Annotated in this window: 14 protein-coding genes and 1 riboswitch; of the genes, 13 read left to right on the forward strand and 1 reads right to left on the reverse strand. The window is 35.5% G+C overall.

Going from position 1 to position 17,888, the window contains the following annotated elements; genetic code table 11:
* Positions 1 to 25 precede the first annotated feature (25 nt).
* The 11 genes from AB1282_RS06180 (at position 26) to AB1282_RS06230 (ending at position 13,790) form a co-directional block, all read left to right on the forward strand.
* Positions 26 to 1,291 carry a Gfo/Idh/MocA family protein gene (locus AB1282_RS06180; protein WP_056467223.1) on the forward strand — a complete coding sequence of 422 codons (1,266 nt, stop codon included), beginning with the start codon at positions 26 to 28 and terminating at the stop codon, positions 1,289 to 1,291.
* A gap of 101 nt (positions 1,292 to 1,392) precedes the next feature.
* Positions 1,393 to 2,112, forward strand: a complete 720-nt coding sequence (locus AB1282_RS06185; RefSeq protein ID WP_056467224.1) for a GntR family transcriptional regulator — start codon at positions 1,393 to 1,395, stop codon at positions 2,110 to 2,112.
* Positions 2,113 to 2,179: 67 nt separating this feature from the next.
* Positions 2,180 to 3,391, forward strand: a complete 1,212-nt coding sequence (locus AB1282_RS06190; RefSeq protein WP_056467225.1) for an SIS domain-containing protein — start codon at positions 2,180 to 2,182, stop codon at positions 3,389 to 3,391.
* A complete protein-coding gene (gene gatY, locus AB1282_RS06195) occupies positions 3,388 to 4,239 on the forward strand; it encodes a tagatose-bisphosphate aldolase subunit GatY (RefSeq protein WP_429898704.1) in 852 nt (283 codons plus the stop codon). The genes AB1282_RS06190 and gatY overlap by 4 nt, the downstream gene beginning before the upstream one ends.
* Positions 4,240 to 4,243: 4 nt before the next feature.
* Positions 4,244 to 5,179 (forward strand): 1-phosphofructokinase family hexose kinase, encoded by a 936-nt coding sequence (locus AB1282_RS06200; protein WP_056467230.1) that lies wholly within the window; start codon positions 4,244 to 4,246, stop codon positions 5,177 to 5,179.
* 1 nt (position 5,180) lies between these two features.
* On the forward strand, positions 5,181 to 6,113 hold the full coding sequence (locus tag AB1282_RS06205; protein ID WP_429898705.1) for an ROK family protein: 933 nt from the start codon (positions 5,181 to 5,183) through the stop codon (positions 6,111 to 6,113).
* An 89-nt stretch (positions 6,114 to 6,202) separates the two neighbouring features.
* On the forward strand, positions 6,203 to 7,354 hold the full coding sequence (nagA, locus tag AB1282_RS06210) for an N-acetylglucosamine-6-phosphate deacetylase (RefSeq protein WP_429898706.1): 1,152 nt from the start codon (positions 6,203 to 6,205) through the stop codon (positions 7,352 to 7,354).
* A 328-nt stretch (positions 7,355 to 7,682) separates the two neighbouring features.
* Positions 7,683 to 10,034, forward strand: a complete 2,352-nt coding sequence (gene helD, locus AB1282_RS06215; protein ID WP_429898707.1) for an RNA polymerase recycling motor HelD — start codon at positions 7,683 to 7,685, stop codon at positions 10,032 to 10,034.
* A 211-nt stretch (positions 10,035 to 10,245) separates the two neighbouring features.
* Positions 10,246 to 11,277 (forward strand): ATP-binding cassette domain-containing protein, encoded by a 1,032-nt coding sequence (locus AB1282_RS06220; protein WP_390310716.1) that lies wholly within the window; start codon positions 10,246 to 10,248, stop codon positions 11,275 to 11,277.
* The gene (locus AB1282_RS06225) at positions 11,274 to 12,086 is read left to right on the forward strand and encodes an ABC transporter permease (protein WP_056467245.1); all 813 of its coding nucleotides are present in this window, start codon (positions 11,274 to 11,276) and stop codon (positions 12,084 to 12,086) included. The genes AB1282_RS06220 and AB1282_RS06225 overlap by 4 nt, the downstream gene beginning before the upstream one ends.
* A 91-nt stretch (positions 12,087 to 12,177) precedes the next feature.
* Positions 12,178 to 12,281, forward strand: a riboswitch (purine riboswitch).
* Positions 12,282 to 12,488: 207 nt separating this feature from the next.
* Positions 12,489 to 13,790, forward strand: a complete 1,302-nt coding sequence (locus tag AB1282_RS06230; RefSeq protein WP_429898708.1) for a nucleobase:cation symporter-2 family protein — start codon at positions 12,489 to 12,491, stop codon at positions 13,788 to 13,790.
* 38 nt (positions 13,791 to 13,828) lie between these two features.
* Here AB1282_RS06230 and AB1282_RS06235 read toward each other — a convergent pair whose 3' ends face one another.
* On the reverse strand, positions 13,829 to 15,130 hold the full coding sequence (locus AB1282_RS06235) for an O-antigen ligase family protein (RefSeq protein WP_429898709.1): 1,302 nt from the start codon (positions 15,128 to 15,130) through the stop codon (positions 13,829 to 13,831).
* 416 nt (positions 15,131 to 15,546) lie between these two features.
* Between AB1282_RS06235 and murQ the strand changes: the two genes are divergently transcribed.
* The gene (murQ, locus tag AB1282_RS06240; protein ID WP_056467251.1) at positions 15,547 to 16,437 is read left to right on the forward strand and encodes an N-acetylmuramic acid 6-phosphate etherase; all 891 of its coding nucleotides are present in this window, start codon (positions 15,547 to 15,549) and stop codon (positions 16,435 to 16,437) included.
* A 19-nt stretch (positions 16,438 to 16,456) separates the two neighbouring features.
* On the forward strand, positions 16,457 to 17,869 hold the full coding sequence (locus AB1282_RS06245; protein WP_429898710.1) for a PTS transporter subunit EIIC: 1,413 nt from the start codon (positions 16,457 to 16,459) through the stop codon (positions 17,867 to 17,869).
* Positions 17,870 to 17,888: the final 19 nt, after the last annotated feature.

Consider the following 17,888-nt stretch of genomic DNA (forward strand, 5'->3'; position numbering starts at 1 on the left):
ATCTTACAAAGCTTGGAGGAAACTGATTATGAAAGCAGCTTTAATAGGAGCAGGAAGTAGAGGATTCTATGCATATGGATCATATGCACTACAGTATCCACATGAAATTCAATTCATTGCAATAGCGGAGCCAAATAAAGAAAAAAGAGAAAAGTTTGCGGAAGCTCACAATATCCCTGAGAATATGAGATTTGAAGACTGGACTGAGCTGTTAGAAAAAGAACAGCTATGTGAGGCTCTACTAATTTGTAGCCCAGACCGTAATCATTATAAGCCCGTTATGAAGGCAATTGAAAAAGGATATAGCATTTTATTAGAAAAACCAATGTCACCAGAACCAATTGAGACACTAGAAATAGCAGAAGCAGCAGAAAGGCATAATACATTATTAACGGTTTGTCACGTTATGAGGTATGCGCCATTTTATCAAGCATTAAAAGAAATTGTTGATCGAAAAGTAATCGGTGACATCGTATCAATCCAGTGGAACGAGAATGTAGGTTATTTTCACCAAGCTCATAGTTTTGTACGTGGTAACTGGCGTAATTCTTCTGAATCTAGCTCAATGCTCTTACAAAAAAGCTGCCATGATATGGATATGCTTGCGTGGCTCATTGGTACTGAGTGCAAGAGTGTATCTTCATATGGAAGTTTAACTTACTTTAAAAAGGAAAACGCACCAGAAGGTTCAACATATCGCTGTTTGGATGGTTGTAAGGTGGAAAAGGAATGTCCTTATTCAGCGGCTAAATGGTATTTACATGACCGTGATGTTTGGCCAGCAAATGTCATTTCAGCAAGTTCTAGTCTTGATAGTAGACTAAAGGCAATTCAAGAGGGACCATATGGTCGCTGCGTATATCACTGTGACAATGATGTTGTTGACCATCAGGTAGTTAATTTATTATTTGAAAATGACGTAACAGTTGCATTTGCTATGACTGCATTTACAAATGAAACGTTCCGTAACTTTAAAATTATGGGAACAAAAGGCGAAATAGTTGGAAATGATGCTAAAAATGAAATTGAAGTTAATTATTTTTCAGGTAAGAAGGAATTAATTAAGCCCTCAACTGTAGATGGTGGCCATATGGGAGCCGATACAAGTATTATGGCTGATTTCATACAACGCGTAACTAAGAAGGACAAAGGCAGCTTAACATCAGCGATCGTGTCAGCTAAAAGTCATATGATCGCTTATGCAGCAGAGGAATCAAGAGTTTCGGGAACAATGGTTTCACTAGGTGATTATATGAAAAAATTAAAAATGACAGAAGAGAGAATTTTGTAGAAATTTCTGTTGCGACATAAGGTGGTATCTTTTTCAATATTATGTATAATAGATGTATATTTAACTGGTTATGACAAAGATACCACCTAAAGGAGCTAATCATGGTAGAAAAGGATTCTCGACTTCCGCTTTATTATCAATTAATGGATATTTTATTAGAAAAAATCGAATCAGGCGAACTTGCTGAGAACGATCAGCTACCATCTGAACGAGAATTATGCGATACGTATCAAGTTAGCCGAACAACGGTAAGGCAGACGATGCAAGAGCTTGAAAAACAAAGCTATATTTATAAAGTTCATGGCAAGGGGACATATGTTTCTCCAAGAACGTATAACCAAAGTCTTGTAAAATTTTATAGTTTTACAGAAGAAATGAAAAAGGCAGGGAAAGTCCCAACGACAACGGTCGTTTCTTTTGAAAAAATCAATTGTGATAGTAAAGTAGCAAAGGTCATGGATATACCGGTAGAAGAAGAGGTATTTAAGATCGTTCGGTTAAGACTTGCAGATCAGGAACCGATGTTATACGAGACCTCCTATGTACCCGTAAAGGATTTTAAAAATCTTTCGAGTGAAGAATTGCAACATACGCCGATGTATGAAATCTTCAGAACCCAATATAATGTGAATATTTCTAGCGCTTTAGAAAGCTTTATGGCTGTTAGTGCAAATAAAGTGGAGTCAGAAATGCTAAACATAATCGAGGGTGCACCATGTCTAATGCTTAAACGAGTAACTTATGATCAAAGCAAAGTAATTGAGTATACAATTTCTATTGCAAGAGGGGATAAGTTTACTTATACAGTAGAGTTAAAATAGATACAAGAAGTATCTATTTAACCTAACTGGTAATGATGACATTAACAGTAAAACAGGAGGAAATAGTATGGAGCTATTAAAATCGAGTGAAAATGAGAGAATGAATGTCGGCGCAAGCCATACAGCAAAAGAAATAGCCCAGCAACCTAGATTGTGGAACGAAACAAAGGATATTCTTTTATTTAATAGAGATCGAATTCTTACATTTTTAAAGAGCATTGAAAATAAACACGAACAGTTACGCATTATTTTAACTGGCGCTGGTACATCTGCATTTGTTGGTGACACAGTCCTTCCTTATTTAAAACAAATCGTTAACAACAAAAAAATAGTAGTAGAGAGTATTGCTACGACAAATATTGTGTCAAATCCATACGCTTATTTAAGCAAGAAATTTCCAACAATCATGATTTCCTTTGCTCGATCAGGAAATAGTCCAGAGAGTTTGGCTGCTATTCATTTAGGGGAACAAGTTATAGATGATTTTTATGGAATTGTTTTTACATGTAATCAAGATGGATTACTGGCTCAAAAGAAGAAAAATGATCATAACCATTTGGTCATCTATATGCCAGAAGAAGCAAATGACCAAGGATTTGCAATGACGAGTAGTTTTACAACTATGCTTTTCTCGGCTCTACTACTTTTTAATATTGAACAGGTTCATACATGGGAGAAGAAAGTTGATGAACTTATACATGCTGGTCATTCAATTATTAGCGGGAGCGAGGAAAGTATTAAACAACTGGCGAATTCGTCTTTTCAAAAAGTTGTTTATTTAGGCTCAGGGGTTTTTGAAGGTTTAGCAAGAGAAGCGTCATTAAAATTATTGGAGCTAACAGGCGGGACAATTCCTTCTACTTTTGATACCTCACTAGGTTTTAGACACGGACCTAAATCCATTTTAGATAAAGATACTGTTGTATTTGTATTTTTATCTTGTAACCCTTATACAAGGCAGTACGATCTTGACATTTTAGAAGAGATTTATAAAGAAACGAATCGAGGTAAAGTAGTGGCGATTTCATCTTTAAAAGATCAGGTAGCGGAAGAATATAGTGATCTTTTCTTTCATGTAGATCTACCGAATATTAGTGAAGATATTTTTCTAGCTTTCCCTTTTATCTTATACGCGCAAACTTTTGCTATGTATAAATCTATTAATCTCGGCTTTTCTCCAGATAACCCTTCTCCATTAGGAGTAGTTAACAGAGTTGTTAAAGGAGTTACGATTCACCCTTTTACAAATGAGATGAAGAATGGAGGAGATTTATCTTGATTACATCAAGAAGTACGGTACTTTTAGAGGCACAATCCAAAGGTTACGCAGTTCCAGCATTTAATATCCATAACCTAGAAACAATGAAAACAGTTTTAGAAACAGCCCAAGAGCTACGTTCACCGGTTATGATCGCAGCTACGCCAAGTACAGTTAGTTATATGGGGGAAGAATTTCTAATTAGTATGATGGAAGCCACAAAAAAAAGATACGATATTCCAATTTGTTTTCATTTAGATCATCATGAAAAAGTTATGGATATTAAAGCTTTAATTGATAGTGGAATTCACTCAGTCATGATTGATGCCTCTCACTATGACTTTGAAGAAAATATTCGAATCGTTCGTGAAGTAGTCGATTATGCTTCTTCATTTGGAGTTGCTGTGGAGGCGGAACTTGGCCGTCTAAGTGGAGTAGAAGATGACCTTGAAGTGGATGAAAAGGATCAAATTTATACAAACCCAGCTCAAGCTAAAGAATTCGTTTCTAGAACAGGAATTGACTCATTAGCCGTTGCTATTGGGACGGCCCACGGTTTATATAAAGGAGAACCTAAATTAGATATTGAACGATTAAGTGCAATCCAAAGAGAAGTTGATATTCCGCTAGTTCTACATGGGGCTTCGGGCTTACCAGATGAATTAGTACAAAAAACGATTAAAAGTGGAATATGTAAAGTAAATATTGCAACTGAATTAAAAATAGCTTTTGCTAATGGATTACGTAGTTACTTAAAAGAACACCCAGATGCCAATGACCCTAGATATTACTTTAAAGATGCAGTAAGAGAAATGAAAATAGTCGTTGCTGATAAAATTAAAATGTGCGGTAGTATGAATCGGGGTTAGAAATATGATTGCTACAATTACATTAAACCCTGCTATTGATATTCGGTATAGTCTTCCCGTCTTCCATTTAGATGGTGTAAATCGTGTTACAGATGTAGATAAAACAGCTGGTGGAAAAGGGCTTAACGTTTCACGTGTATTATCTCAGCTAGGGGCTAAAGTCACTTGTACCGGGTTTTTAGGCGGAAAAGTCGGCGAGTGGATAGCTGATCAACTCCCAATTTACAATTTAACTAATCGTTTTGTAGGAATAAATGGAGAGACAAGATTTTGTTTAGTAATAGAATCAAAAGAAGGTCATACAGAAATTCTTGAACAAGGGCCTGAGATATTGGAGAATGAAAGAGAAGAATTTTTGAAAAATTTTGATACTATTCTAGAATCGAATAACTATATTGTAGGTTCTGGCAGCTTGCCATACGGGATCAACTCTAATTTTTATAAATACCTAATAGAAAAAACAAAACAAAAAGGGAAGTATTTTCTTTTAGATTCAAGTGGAGAATCACTAGCAAATGGCATAAAGGGAAAGCCTTTTTTAATTAAGCCGAACAGAGAAGAGTTTTGCAAGTTGATCGGGTTAAACCAATTATCAATTGAGGATATGATCTTGCATGCCCGGGATATATGTCAAAAGGGTACCGAATACGTATTACTTTCTTTAGGAAAAGAAGGTGCTCTTTTAATTAGCAAAGATGTCACACTGCAGGCAATTGTTCCAACTTTGACAGATGTGCATCAAGTTGGATCAGGAGATAGCATGCTTGCAGGCTTTACCTTTGCGCATTCGAAAGGTTATTCAATTAAAGATATTTTAAAGTGGTCATGTGCCTGCGGGATAGCCAATGCTGCCTCAGAGCGGACTGGATCAGTTGAATTAACTAAAGTTCAACATTACTTTAATCTCATTAAGGTGAAGGAGTTAACAGGGGGTGATTAAGGTGGAAAATATAGTTTGTTTTGATATCGGGGGTACATTTATCAAATTTGGACTAATAAATCGTGATGGGCAAATGGTCTACAAAGATAAGGTACCAACACCTAAAAATAATATACAAAAGCTACTTCCTGAACTTTTAGTTGAGAAAATAAAAAAGCTTCAAAATGATTTTTTAATTGCAGGAATCGGAATCTCATCGTGTGGTCTTGTAAATCATGAAACAGGTGAAATTTTATTTTCCAACAATATACTCGACTATTCAGGAATGAAGTTGGGCGAAATACTTTTCAATTTATTAAAATTACCCGTTAGTGTTGAAAATGATGTGAAAAGTGCTTGTTTCGGTGAAAAGTGGAAGGGTGCAATTCAAGGGAAGAAAAATGTAGTTTTTTTAACATTAGGAACAGGTATTGGGAGCACCATTATTATAGATGGGAATATTGTAAGCGGATCCCGTCATTTAGCAGGAGAACTAGGTCATACCGTCATCATTAATAACGGACGCTCTTGTGGATGCGGACGGAAAGGGTGCTTTGAAAGATATGCTGCTACTTCAGCGTTAGTAAGTGACTTTATTGATGAAAAGAACAAAATTGGTGAAGTTATAGAGAAAATCTCTGGAGAAGAAATCTTGTCTTTAGTAGAAAAAGGAGATCCAATTGCTACTGGCGTATATAAAAGGTTTATCCGTTATATAAGCATAGGTCTTTCAAATATAGTTCACCTTCTGAACCCAGAGGCAATTATTATTGGGGGAGGAATTGCTGAGCAGGGAGAACAGTTTATTCAGGACATCAACTCTGAGATTAAAAAGGAAACCATGCCGATTTATCATCAAGAAACAACCGTATTTCCTTCGATTCTTGGAAATGATGCAGGGCTGTATGGAGCATGTTACTTAACTTTAAAAAAATTAAACTACTTACACGTATAAGTATTAAACAAACAGGCAGCATCCTATTTTGGTGTTGTCTATTGTTCTTTTGAAAAAGTATACCTGCGAATAATAGAGGGGGAAGAGTTATGAAAGCAATTAAGGTAGATAAGGTTTATACACCCGATAAAGTAATTGAAGCTGGCTATATACTAATAAAAAACGGAAAAATAAATGGAGTAACTACGAATAGACCTGCCTGTGAAATATTAGATTATTCTACTTTTGCAGCCATTCCAGGCATGATTGATTTACATATTCATGGGATTGCTGGGAATGACACGATGGATGGGAGTATTCACTCATTACAAGAAATGTCTATGTCACTTGCTCGTCATGGAGTTACAGGATTTTTGCCAACTACTTTGACTCATGATTTCGTAAAAATTAAAAAAGCTGTAAAAATCATAAATGAGGCGATGGGACAGACAGAAGGAGCGGAAATCATTGGATCATATGTAGAAGGCCCATACATTACTACTGAGCACCGTGGTGCACATCCGGTCAAGTATATTCGTGAACTAAATACTGATGAGTTAGTTGAACTCATAAAAATTTCCAATAATACGGTCAAAGTAATCACAATAGCTCCAGAAAAAGAGCATGCAGAGAAAGCTATTAAATTGTTAACAGATAAAGGAATTCACGTGTCTATGGGTCATACAAATGCAGACTACGACACAACGAATAACGCAATTGAACATGGGGCAAGAATTTCTGTTCACACTTTTAACGGCATGAGGGGATTTAATCATCGTGATCCTGGGTGTCTTGGTGCCGTTCTAACAAATGATCAATGTTATTGTGAATGTATAGCAGATTTACAGCATGTCCACCCTGGAGCAATTAAACTTTTAGTCAAAGCAAAAGGGACAGAACGTATTTTTTTAATAAGTGATTCAATGGCGGCTGCTGATTTACCAGATGGATCCTATAATCTTGGTACACTAGACGTTATAGTGGAAAATAAAATTGCTCGAACAGTAGAAACAGGTTCATTAGCAGGAAGCACGACTAATTTAATGGAGTGTTTAAAAAATTTAAATGACATTTTAGAGGTGCCTTTAGAAACTATTTTACCGATGGTCAGTCTTAACCAAGCAAAATTACTTAAAATTGAACATGAAGTTGGAAGCATAGAGTGTGGGAAAAAAGCAAATATCGTCTTAATTGATTGTCAGTTTAATGTTCAAGCTACTATTGTGAATGGAGAATTTGTATTTAGGAATAATCATAAATAATATGGCGGGTTTTAATAAAGATGTAAATTTAGCAAATTGAAGTATGTACAGAAGAAATTAATAAATAATAAGGATGACCTTACTATAAGTGATGAAATGATCATTTTTGGGTGGGTCATTTTGATTATTGAGTTTACGAAAATTAGTAATTGAGATGAAATAATGATGATTTCAAACGTGGACTATTGCCTAAAAGATAAAAACGTGGTAGATTAATACAGTATATATAAATAAAAAAATAAAGAAGTCATATTTTCCCTACTTTAATTTTACTATACAAATCCTCTTGAGTCAACCCCCATTTTTATCTTTTAAAGGAGTGCATGAAATGAACAACGAACTTCAAAAAGAACAAGTAAGAGTAAATGCTGTATTAGATCTAATCACGGACAAAATTAGTAAATTAACAGACGAAACAGCCCAACGTAGAAACGAAGTAATCAATGTTCGTAAAAATTTCTGGGATGAGGTTAAAGTCAACACAGATAGTTTTGATGACTATTTAGAGACGGTTATTAGTTTAAGACAACAATCTCAACTTTTGGCGATCGGCCAAATTAATCATAAGCAATCTTCTAACCGACTATCAGCACTTCGTCGGATGAAAGAGGTTCCTTATTTTGGTCGAATTAACTTTACAGAAGAAGGTGTGTCTGAAACAGAGCGTATTTATATTGGTGTTTCAACACTAATGGACGAAACTGGAGAGAATATTTTAGTTTATGATTGGAGGGCCCCAGTATCAAGTGTTTACTATGATTATCCACCTGGTCCTGCTGAGTATGATACACCTGGGGGAAAAGTGAATGGCGTATTAGACCAAAAATGGCAATACATTATCCGCAACGGTGTAATTGAATCAATGTTCGATACAAGTCTCACTATAGGTGATGAGATTTTACAGCATGTGCTTGGTAAAGGAACAAACAAGCATATGAGAAGCATAGTAGCCAGCATTCAAAAAGAACAAAATCAGATCATTCGTTATGACAAAGGTAGATTACTGATTGTTCAAGGGGCGGCTGGTAGTGGAAAGACATCTGCAGCTCTACAAAGGATTGCATATTTGCTCTATAAATATAGAAATTGGATAAAAGCAGATCAAATTATTTTATTTTCTCCTAACGCAATGTTTAATAACTATGTATCGAGAGTTTTACCTGAACTAGGCGAAGAAAATATGCAACAAGTTACATTCCAAGAATATTTAGTTCATAGGCTAAGTGATGCGTTCCAAGTTGAGGATAATTATGAGCAATTAGAATATGTGTTAACTGCTATCGATGATCCTTCCTATAAGACTAGGACTTCAAGCATTCAATTTAAAGCTTCAACTCGTTTCTTTGAGACAATAAAGGCATACAGACAATCACTGGAATCATCTGGAATGGTCTTTAGAGGATTTAAATTTAGAGGTAAACCAGTTGTTACAGCTAAACAAATATATGAAAGATTTTATAGCACCGATCCTTCTTTAAAATTTAACAACAGATTAGAGAAGTTGACGGAATGGTTAAACAAGCAAATCAATGAAATGGAAAAGCTAGAATTGAAAAAAACATGGGTACAAGATGAAATCGAGTTACTCAGCAAAGATGATTATCAAAAAGCATATAAGTACTTACAGAAAAAACAATTTAAAGATAATTCATTCGATGATTACGAACAAGAAACTAAGGTATTAGGTCGAATGGTTGTGCGTAAAAAACTAAAGCCACTACGTGAATGGGTTCGAGGATTGCGTTTCATTGACATAAAAGGAGTCTATAAACAGTTATTTTCTGATCCAACTCAAATTGAACAATGGATTGAAGGAGATACCCCTGAGAATTGGGAAGACATATGTCAGTTAACGTTAAATATGTTAGATGAAGGCAAATTGTTTTATGAGGACGCTACACCGTATTTACTTTTAAAAGAATTAGTTCAAGGCTTCCAATCAAATGTTTCGATTAAATTTGTACTTGTAGATGAAGCTCAAGATTATTCTCCTTTCCAATTTGAATTTTTGAAGAGATTGTTTCCTTCTGCAAAAATGACGGTGCTAGGCGACTTTAATCAAGCAATCTTTGCTCATGCCAGTGAGATGGGTGATTTTAATGTACTTAAAGGCTTATATGGGCCAGATGAAACAAAAGTGATTAATCTGACACGCAGTTACAGATCAACAAAACCAATTGTAGAGTTCACACGTAGACTTATACCTGGAGGCAATCTAATTACGCCTTTTGAACGAGTTGGGGATAAGCCTGTGTTAACACAATTATCTAATCGAGAAGATTTGCACAGCCATATTGCATCTAAAATCGAAGACTTAAAGAAAAGTGAATTTAATACAATTGCGGTCATTTGCAAATCTGCCGAAGAAAGTTTAGATGCATATGAAGCATTAAAAGATGTAGAAGGAATCAAGCACGTGAAGAGAAACTCAGTTGAATATGAACAAGGTGTAGTCATTATTCCTGCATATTTGGCAAAAGGAATTGAATTCGATGCAGTGATTATTTATGATGCATCAGCTCAAGTTTATGGAGATGATCGTCTCCGAAGACTATTCTATACTGCGTGTACACGAGCAATGCATCAATTACATCTATATAGCTTAGGTGAAGCGACTCCTTTTTTATCTAATATTAACACAGAGTTCCTACTACTAAATCAAACCATAGTACATGACTAAATTTCAGACTGCCCGCCAAATGCTTGCAATCAGTCTGAAAATCAATGTAAAAAAACTTCCCTTAAATTAGATAAGGGAAGTTTTTTTACATTGAACATTGTATCCTCTAGCTTGTAATTATTCGTAAAGAAAATTTTTATTTAAAGTTCATACTTAATTCATAATTAGTCGATATATTCATCTTGTAATAAGTCGTAAAGGAGGAAGTGAATTGGAATATTTAAATAAAAAAATAATTACCCCCAATAATGGAGATTTGGCAGTAGAAGCGAGTGGTTTAGTTAAAACATTTGGTGATAATCGTGCGGTTGATGGAGTGGATTTAAACGTTCGTGCGGGAAGTATTTACGGTGTACTTGGACCAAATGGTGCAGGGAAAACAACCACAATTAGAATGTTGGCTACACTACTTAGACAAGACGCAGGTACTGCAAGCATATTCGGTCATGATGTATTAAAAAAGGCTCATATTGTACGTCAACTAATTGGAGTTACTGGTCAGTATGCTTCAGTTGATGAGTCACTAAGTGCTACAGAGAATCTTATTATATTTTCAAGATTACTAGGTCTAGGTAGAGCGGAAGCGCGAAAGAAAGCAGCGGATTTATTAGAGGAATTTGGCTTAACAGAGGCAGCAAAACGTCCATTGAAAAATTTCTCAGGTGGAATGCGTCGTAGATTAGATTTGGCAGCAAGTTTAATTGCTCAGCCACCACTTATCTTCTTAGATGAACCGACAACTGGTTTAGACCCTCGTACAAGAAATCAAATGTGGGATACTATTCGTCGTTTAGTAAAAGAAGGTTCAACAGTTCTATTAACAACACAATATCTTCAAGAGGCGGATGAACTAGCAGATCGAATTGCAGTAATAGATCGTGGTCATGTAGTTGCAGAGGGTACTGTTGATGAATTGAAAGCTTCGGTTGGTAGTTCATCGTTACAATTAAAAGTTCAAGATTTAAGGGATGTTCAAAAGGCGCGTCAGACAGTAGAACATGTACTAAAAGTAAAATCCAATATCGCATTAGTAGAAGGAAAGATTACTGCCCCTATGGCGGATGCTGACCGAGTAACCGACCTTCTAATTGCCCTACGTGATGAAGGCATCCATCTAACTGAAATGAGTGTACAAAAGCCGACTCTTGATGAAGTATTCCTTACGATTACTGGTAACAGCGTTGAAAATGATGGAGCAAAGGAGTCAGATAAAACAAAAGAAATGGAGGGAGTGAGGGTATGAGCACATCAATAAAACCGGCTGCTTATCGTCAATTAAAAAATAAAACTAGTTTTAGTCAATCAGTAAAAAATTCATTTACGATGGCTTATCGTGGTCTACTAAAAATTAAGCGTACACCAGAACAATTATTTGATGTTACGTTACAACCTATTATTTTTACACTTATGTTTACTTATATCTTTGGTGGAGCAATCTCTGGGGATGTTAAGAGTTATTTACCAGTAATCATACCAGGAATCTTAGTGCAGACGGTCATTACTACTTCGATTGTTACAGGTGTACAATTGCGTGAAGATATGGATAAAGGTGTATTCGATCGATTCAAGTCGCTGCCGATTGCACGTATTGCACCACTGGCCGGAGCTTTATTGGCGGATACGATTCGTTATACAATCGCTACAGTTCTTACCTTCACAATGGGATATATAATGGGATATCGCCCTGAAGGTGGCTTGGGCTATGTAGTTTTAGCGGGGCTACTTGTAATTGTATGTTCATGGGCGATTAGTTGGATTTTTGCGTTTTTTGGAGTAATTGCACGTACAGCATCAAGTGTACAAGGGATTTCTATGCTAGCACTATTTCCATTAACATTTCTTTCAAATGCCTTTGTACCAGTTGATACAATGCCAAATTGGCTTCAATGGTTTGTAAAAATAAACCCAATTTCACATCTGATCACTGCTGTCAGAAATCTTACGAACGCAGGAACTGCAGGATCAGATCTAATCATTTCGCTTATTGGAGCTGCTGTAATTGTAGCAATTTTTGCACCACTTACTGTAAAAGCTTATATGCGTAGAACATAATAGAAGGTGTTCCATTAGTTTTTTTCTAATGGGGCACCTTTTCCTGCATTTTCTACTTGAAAATATTGAATAGCATGTGTAACATAATCAAGGTACAAATATATAAATAACTCATATAATCATGGGGATATGGCCCATAAGTTTCTACCGGACGACCAATATAATCGACCGACTATGAGTGAAAGCACATCTAGGGTTCCGCATTATTGTAAGTAAAATGGCTGGTCCGAGCGATGTGGGCACTATCCGTGCTACACCATTAGGGATAAAAACCCAGAAGGACAGGTTTCACTTGAGAGAAACATACTCAAGTGGAATCTGTCCTTTTTTGTTTTATAAAGAGTAATAACTGTACGCCAATCAGTATAGATAAATTCAGCAATGACAAGGGAGAGAATCAGATTGTTAAGTAAACAAAAAGCATTTACATTAGGTTTTCAACACGTCATGGCTATGTATGCAGGTGCAGTTGTTGTGCCTCTTATAATAGGTGGCGCGCTTAAACTTACGCCAACTCAGATCGCTTATCTGATTGCAGCAGATTTATTTACTTGCGGTATAGCAACAATCCTGCAAAGCATGAGGACTAAACACATTGGTAGCAGATTGCCGGTCGTTTTAGGATGTACCTTTACGGCGGTAGGTCCAATTATTGCAATTGCATCCTCTTCAAATTTACCGACAGCATACGGTGCAATAATTATTTCCGGGATCTTTGTTGTATTAGCTGCTCCTTTTTATGGCAAGCTTTTAAAATTTTTCCCTACAATTGTAACAGGATCAGTTGTAACGATTATTGGACTTTCCCTAATTCCAGTGGCTATGAATAATGTAGCAGGAGGACAAGGGAGTCCAGACTTTGGTCAAGTACACAATTTATTACTTGCCCTTCTTACACTTATCGTAATTTTAGTCATTAACAGATGGGCTAAAGGATTTTTACGTACAGTTTCTGTACTTGTTGGTTTGGTTGTTGGAACAATTGCTGGCTATGCAATGGGAATCGTTCATTTTTCAAGCGTATCAGAAGCATCGTGGTTTAGTATCGCTCAACCATTCTATTTTGGAGCACCAAAAATCAGTATTACAGCTATTATCACAATGATTATCGTATGTATTGTTAGTATGGTCGAATCAACTGGAGTCTATTTCGCAGTTGGAAAAGCGACTGACCAAAAGGTTAAACAAGATCAAATCGTAAATGGATTGCGTTCAGAAGGTCTTGCAATTATGCTCGGTGGTATATTTAATGCATTTCCTTACACAGCTTTTTCACAAAATGTTGGTTTAATCTCACTTACAAAAGTTAAATCGAGGGAAGTTATTTATGCTGCTGGGAGTATTATGGTTGTTCTTGGATTATTACCTAAACTAGCAGCTTTAACGACTGTTATTCCAAATGCCGTTCTTGGAGGCGCTATGATTGTTATGTTCGGATCTGTCGCGGCTGCCGGTATATCAATTCTTTCAGAAGTCGATTTAGGTAAAGGAGAAAACCTATTAATCGCAGCTTGTAGTATAGCAGTAGGATTAGGTTCAGCCACACTTCCACAAATGTTCGACCAACTACCTGACTTTTTAAAAATGTTAATGCAAAATGGAATTGTGACAGGTTCATTAACAGCAATTATTTTAAACTTATTCTTAACAAAACGAAATGTGGCAGTAGAAGTACAAGCACAAGCTACGAAAAAAATATCATAACCTAAACAAAGAGACCCCTATTAATCGTAGGGGTCTTTTTAGTACTTGTTACTAATAAACTTCGATTTTAAATAATGCAAAATCATGTACGAACTAACAACTAACCTAGCTGTACTCCCATAAACGCTAATAAATTTGCCTTGAATAGCTGAAATCTCGATATTAAATTGCATACGTTTCGAATATCGATCCCAACACCCAAGCAGTATGACTGTTAGGAAACCGATTTGCGGAGAGAACACGGGCTCATCAAATACCCCTGTAAACAAAATAATTGGTAGGCCGAGTAAAAAACTGTTAAAAAAACATTTTTTACTGCGCTCAAAAAAGAATAAGTGAATGCATTTTACAATATTTATACTAATTAGTGTTATAAAAGCCAATCCTCCTAATGTTCCGTATTCCGCAAACATACCCAGCAGTAAATTATGTGCATGGGGGATGAAGTGACCATATTGTATTGCATATTCTTGACCAAATCCAATCGGTGTCACACCAAAGAATGGGTGGGTTTTCCATATTGTATAAGCGTTTTTCCAAATATCCAATCTTTTATGCCCTGCTTGAATAACTGAATCGGCTCTTGGCATGATATAGAGCAACCATTTCGAAAAGAGTAGTCCGAAGATTGTACAAACAAAGAAAAAGATTCGATTAAGTCGAAAGATAAAAAGTAAATAAATTAGAATCATCGTCGCAAAGCCAGCTCTTGAACCCGTAAGATAAATTCCATAACTAAGTAGTAGTTGGATTGGAAGCTGCCACGCTAAGTTAATAAAGTGTTTTCTCTCTAAACTAGAAAGTAGGCTGGCAAATAGAAAAGAAATAGCAATTAATAAAATAAAAACAGTGAAATTGGGATTATATGCACAACCAATTAGACGGTTAAAATTCTTAGGTTCAACTTCCCCAAAAAGCACTGTCCCTAATAAATAACCAACAATTTTTGGAAATACAAACCATTTGGATACCCATCCAATTACACAACTATATACGCCTCCAAAGATTATAATCATACGAAATCTCTGAAATAATTGACCTTTCTCAGTTACTAAAATCCTACAATATATTCCCCAATAACCAAGAATCATGATACTGACCAATAAAAATAATATATTTCTAAATAATAGAGCAGCACCAATAGTAGATATAAATAGGCATAAGAAAAAGTACGAACTAAACGAATAAATAAAACGTTTATTAACAAACCATTGAGTATAGAGTGTACGTAGCCCGATGAGCAATAGCAGTGAAATACCTACTGGAGGTAAGAGAAAGCAGAGAAGTGCGCTTTTCTCCACTAACGAGAAACTTTTAAAAAACTGTATAAACTTTTTCATTGTATACCCCTAGTTAAGTGACATAAATATCCTTAATCATATGGAGGATGTTGTTTTTTCACTTATAAAATGAATTGTATTTAAGTTAAGTTGCCATGAGATTAACAAACATATTTTAAGTACATAGGTTTAAAATACCACATTAGTTTATTAATTATGTTTTGAAATTGTAAATTGAGACTAAACTTTTATGCCAGACAAATTAAGGTACAAACTTATCGATTTATACATCTTTTAAAAGAAAAATTTATTAGCAAGTAATTTTTATGAATATGAAATTATGTGAACAAAATTTGAATTAAAAATATGAAATTTATTCCTTATGAACTTTTAGTATTGAAATTTTATTTCAAAGATAGTTATAATAAGTATGAAATTAAATTTAGTAATAAAAAATCACTTGAGGTGAAGAAAATATGCTTGAAAATTTAACAACTGAAACAAGAAATGAAAAAACAATGAATTTAGATGAAATGTCTATAGAAGAATTTTTAACCGTAATGAACGAAGAGGATGCTAAGGTTGCCGCTGCCGTTCGAAATGAAATCCCTAATATTTCTAAAGCTGTTGAAAAAATTGTAACGGCTTTCAAAAGTGGGGGTCGCCTGATTTATATAGGTGCAGGCACAAGTGGCCGAATCGGACTTTTAGACGCAGTTGAATGTCCACCTACATTTGGGACAAGTCCAGAAGAGGTAGTTGGGTTAATTGCAGGTGGAGAAAAAGCTTTTATAAAAGCAGTTGAAGGCGCTGAGGATAGCGAAGAACTTGCAATTGAAGATTTAAAGGAAATTAAATTAAGTAAAAATGATATTGTAGTTGGAATTGCAGCAAGTGGTCGCACTCCTTATGTTATTGGTGGTTTAAAATATGCAAAAGAAATTGGTGCTGCTACTGTAGCGGTTAGTTGTAACAAGGGCTCAAAGATTGGCCAAGAGGCAGAAATAGCAATCGAAGTTGTTAATGGACCTGAGGTATTAACTGGTTCAACTAGATTAAAGGCTGGTACGTCTCAAAAGTTAGTGTGCAATATGTTATCTACAGCATCAATGGTTGGTATTGGAAAAGTATACGGTAACCTAATGGTTGATGTTCAATCAACAAATGAAAAATTAGTTGAGCGTTCAAAGCGTATTGTAATGGAAGCAACTTCATGTACGTATGAAATTGCAGAAGAGTATTTAACGAAGTCGAATCAAAGTCCAAAAGTAGCAATCGTTATGATTCTTACTGGATTTAGTTATGAGCAAGCAATTGAGCAATTGAAAAAGTCAGAAGGATTTGTTCGAAAAGCGATACAAAAATAAATTTTAGGGAGAGAAGAAGATGGATAAATATCAAAGATTAGCTTCTGAAATCGCTGATGCCATCGGCGGTACTGATAACGTCGCTTCATTTACAAACTGTATGACACGACTTCGTGTTAACGTTACTGATCGTAGTTTAATCAATGAAGAACAACTTAAAAAAGTTAACGGGGTTTTGGGAACGGTCGATGATGAGACTTACCAAATCATTTTAGGACCTGGTACCGTAACTAAAGTTGCAGAACAATTTGGTCAGCTAAAAAACAGCTCATCAGGAAAACAAGGTACTTCATCAGCGGCTTTAGATGAAAAAGGTTCAGATCTTAAAGCTGAATTAAAAAAGAAAAATAACACACCTTTTAAAAATTTCTTACGAAAAGTCGGTAATATCTTTATTCCACTAATTCCAGCATTTGTTGGTGCAGGTTTAATTGCTGGTATAGCTTCTATTTTGTCAAACAATATTACTGCTCAAAACCTAGATGCAGCAACTTGGTCACAATATGTGACAGTTTTAAATGTAATAAAAAATGCGATTTTTGGTTATTTAGCAATTTATGTTGGTATTAACGCAGCGAAGGAATTCGGGGCGACACCATCCCTTGGTGGAGTAATTGGTGGAGTAACACTTTTAACAGGTATGCTTCCAGATCAACCAATTAAAAATATCTTTAATGGTGATCCGTTAGCTCCAGGACAAGGTGGTATTATTGGTGTACTACTTGCAGTCTATTTATTATCACTTTTAGAAAAACAATTACGTAAAGTTATTCCAGATTCTATAGATATTATAATTACGCCTATGATTGCTTTATTAGTAGTAGGTTTGCTAACAATTTTCTTCATCATGCCATTTGCAGGATTTATTTCTGATAACTTAATTGGCTCAATTAATTGGATTATTTCAAAAGGAGGTATGTTAGCAGGGTTTATATTAGGTATGGGATTCTTACCATTAGTAATGTTAGGTTTACATCAAGTATTAACACCAATTCATATCGAATTAATTAATACAACTGGTGCAACTGAATTATTACCAATGCTTGCAATGGCGGGTGCTGGACAAGTAGGAGCAGCTTTAGCATTATGGTTACGTTGCAAAAAGAATAAATCATTATCAAATATGATTAAAGGTGCTCTTCCAGTAGGTATTTTAGGTATTGGTGAACCATTAATTTATGGTGTTACATTACCTCTTGGTCGTCCATTTATCACTGCATGTATCGGTGGTGGTATTGGAGGGGCAGTAATTGGAATGTTTGGTAATGTTGGAGCAATTGCAATTGGTCCATCAGGTGCAGCGTTAGTTCCACTTATTGCGCACGGAATGTGGCTTCAATATGTGATCGGATTACTTGCTGGTTATGCTGGTGGTTTCGTTCTTACGTATTTATTCGGTACTCCAAAGGATGCAATGGCTGAACAAGAATAAATAACAAATATAACCCGAA

Source organism: Gottfriedia sp. S16(2024) (assembly GCF_050473765.1).
In the GTDB taxonomy this organism is placed as follows: Bacteria; Bacillota; Bacilli; order Bacillales; family Bacillaceae_G; genus Gottfriedia.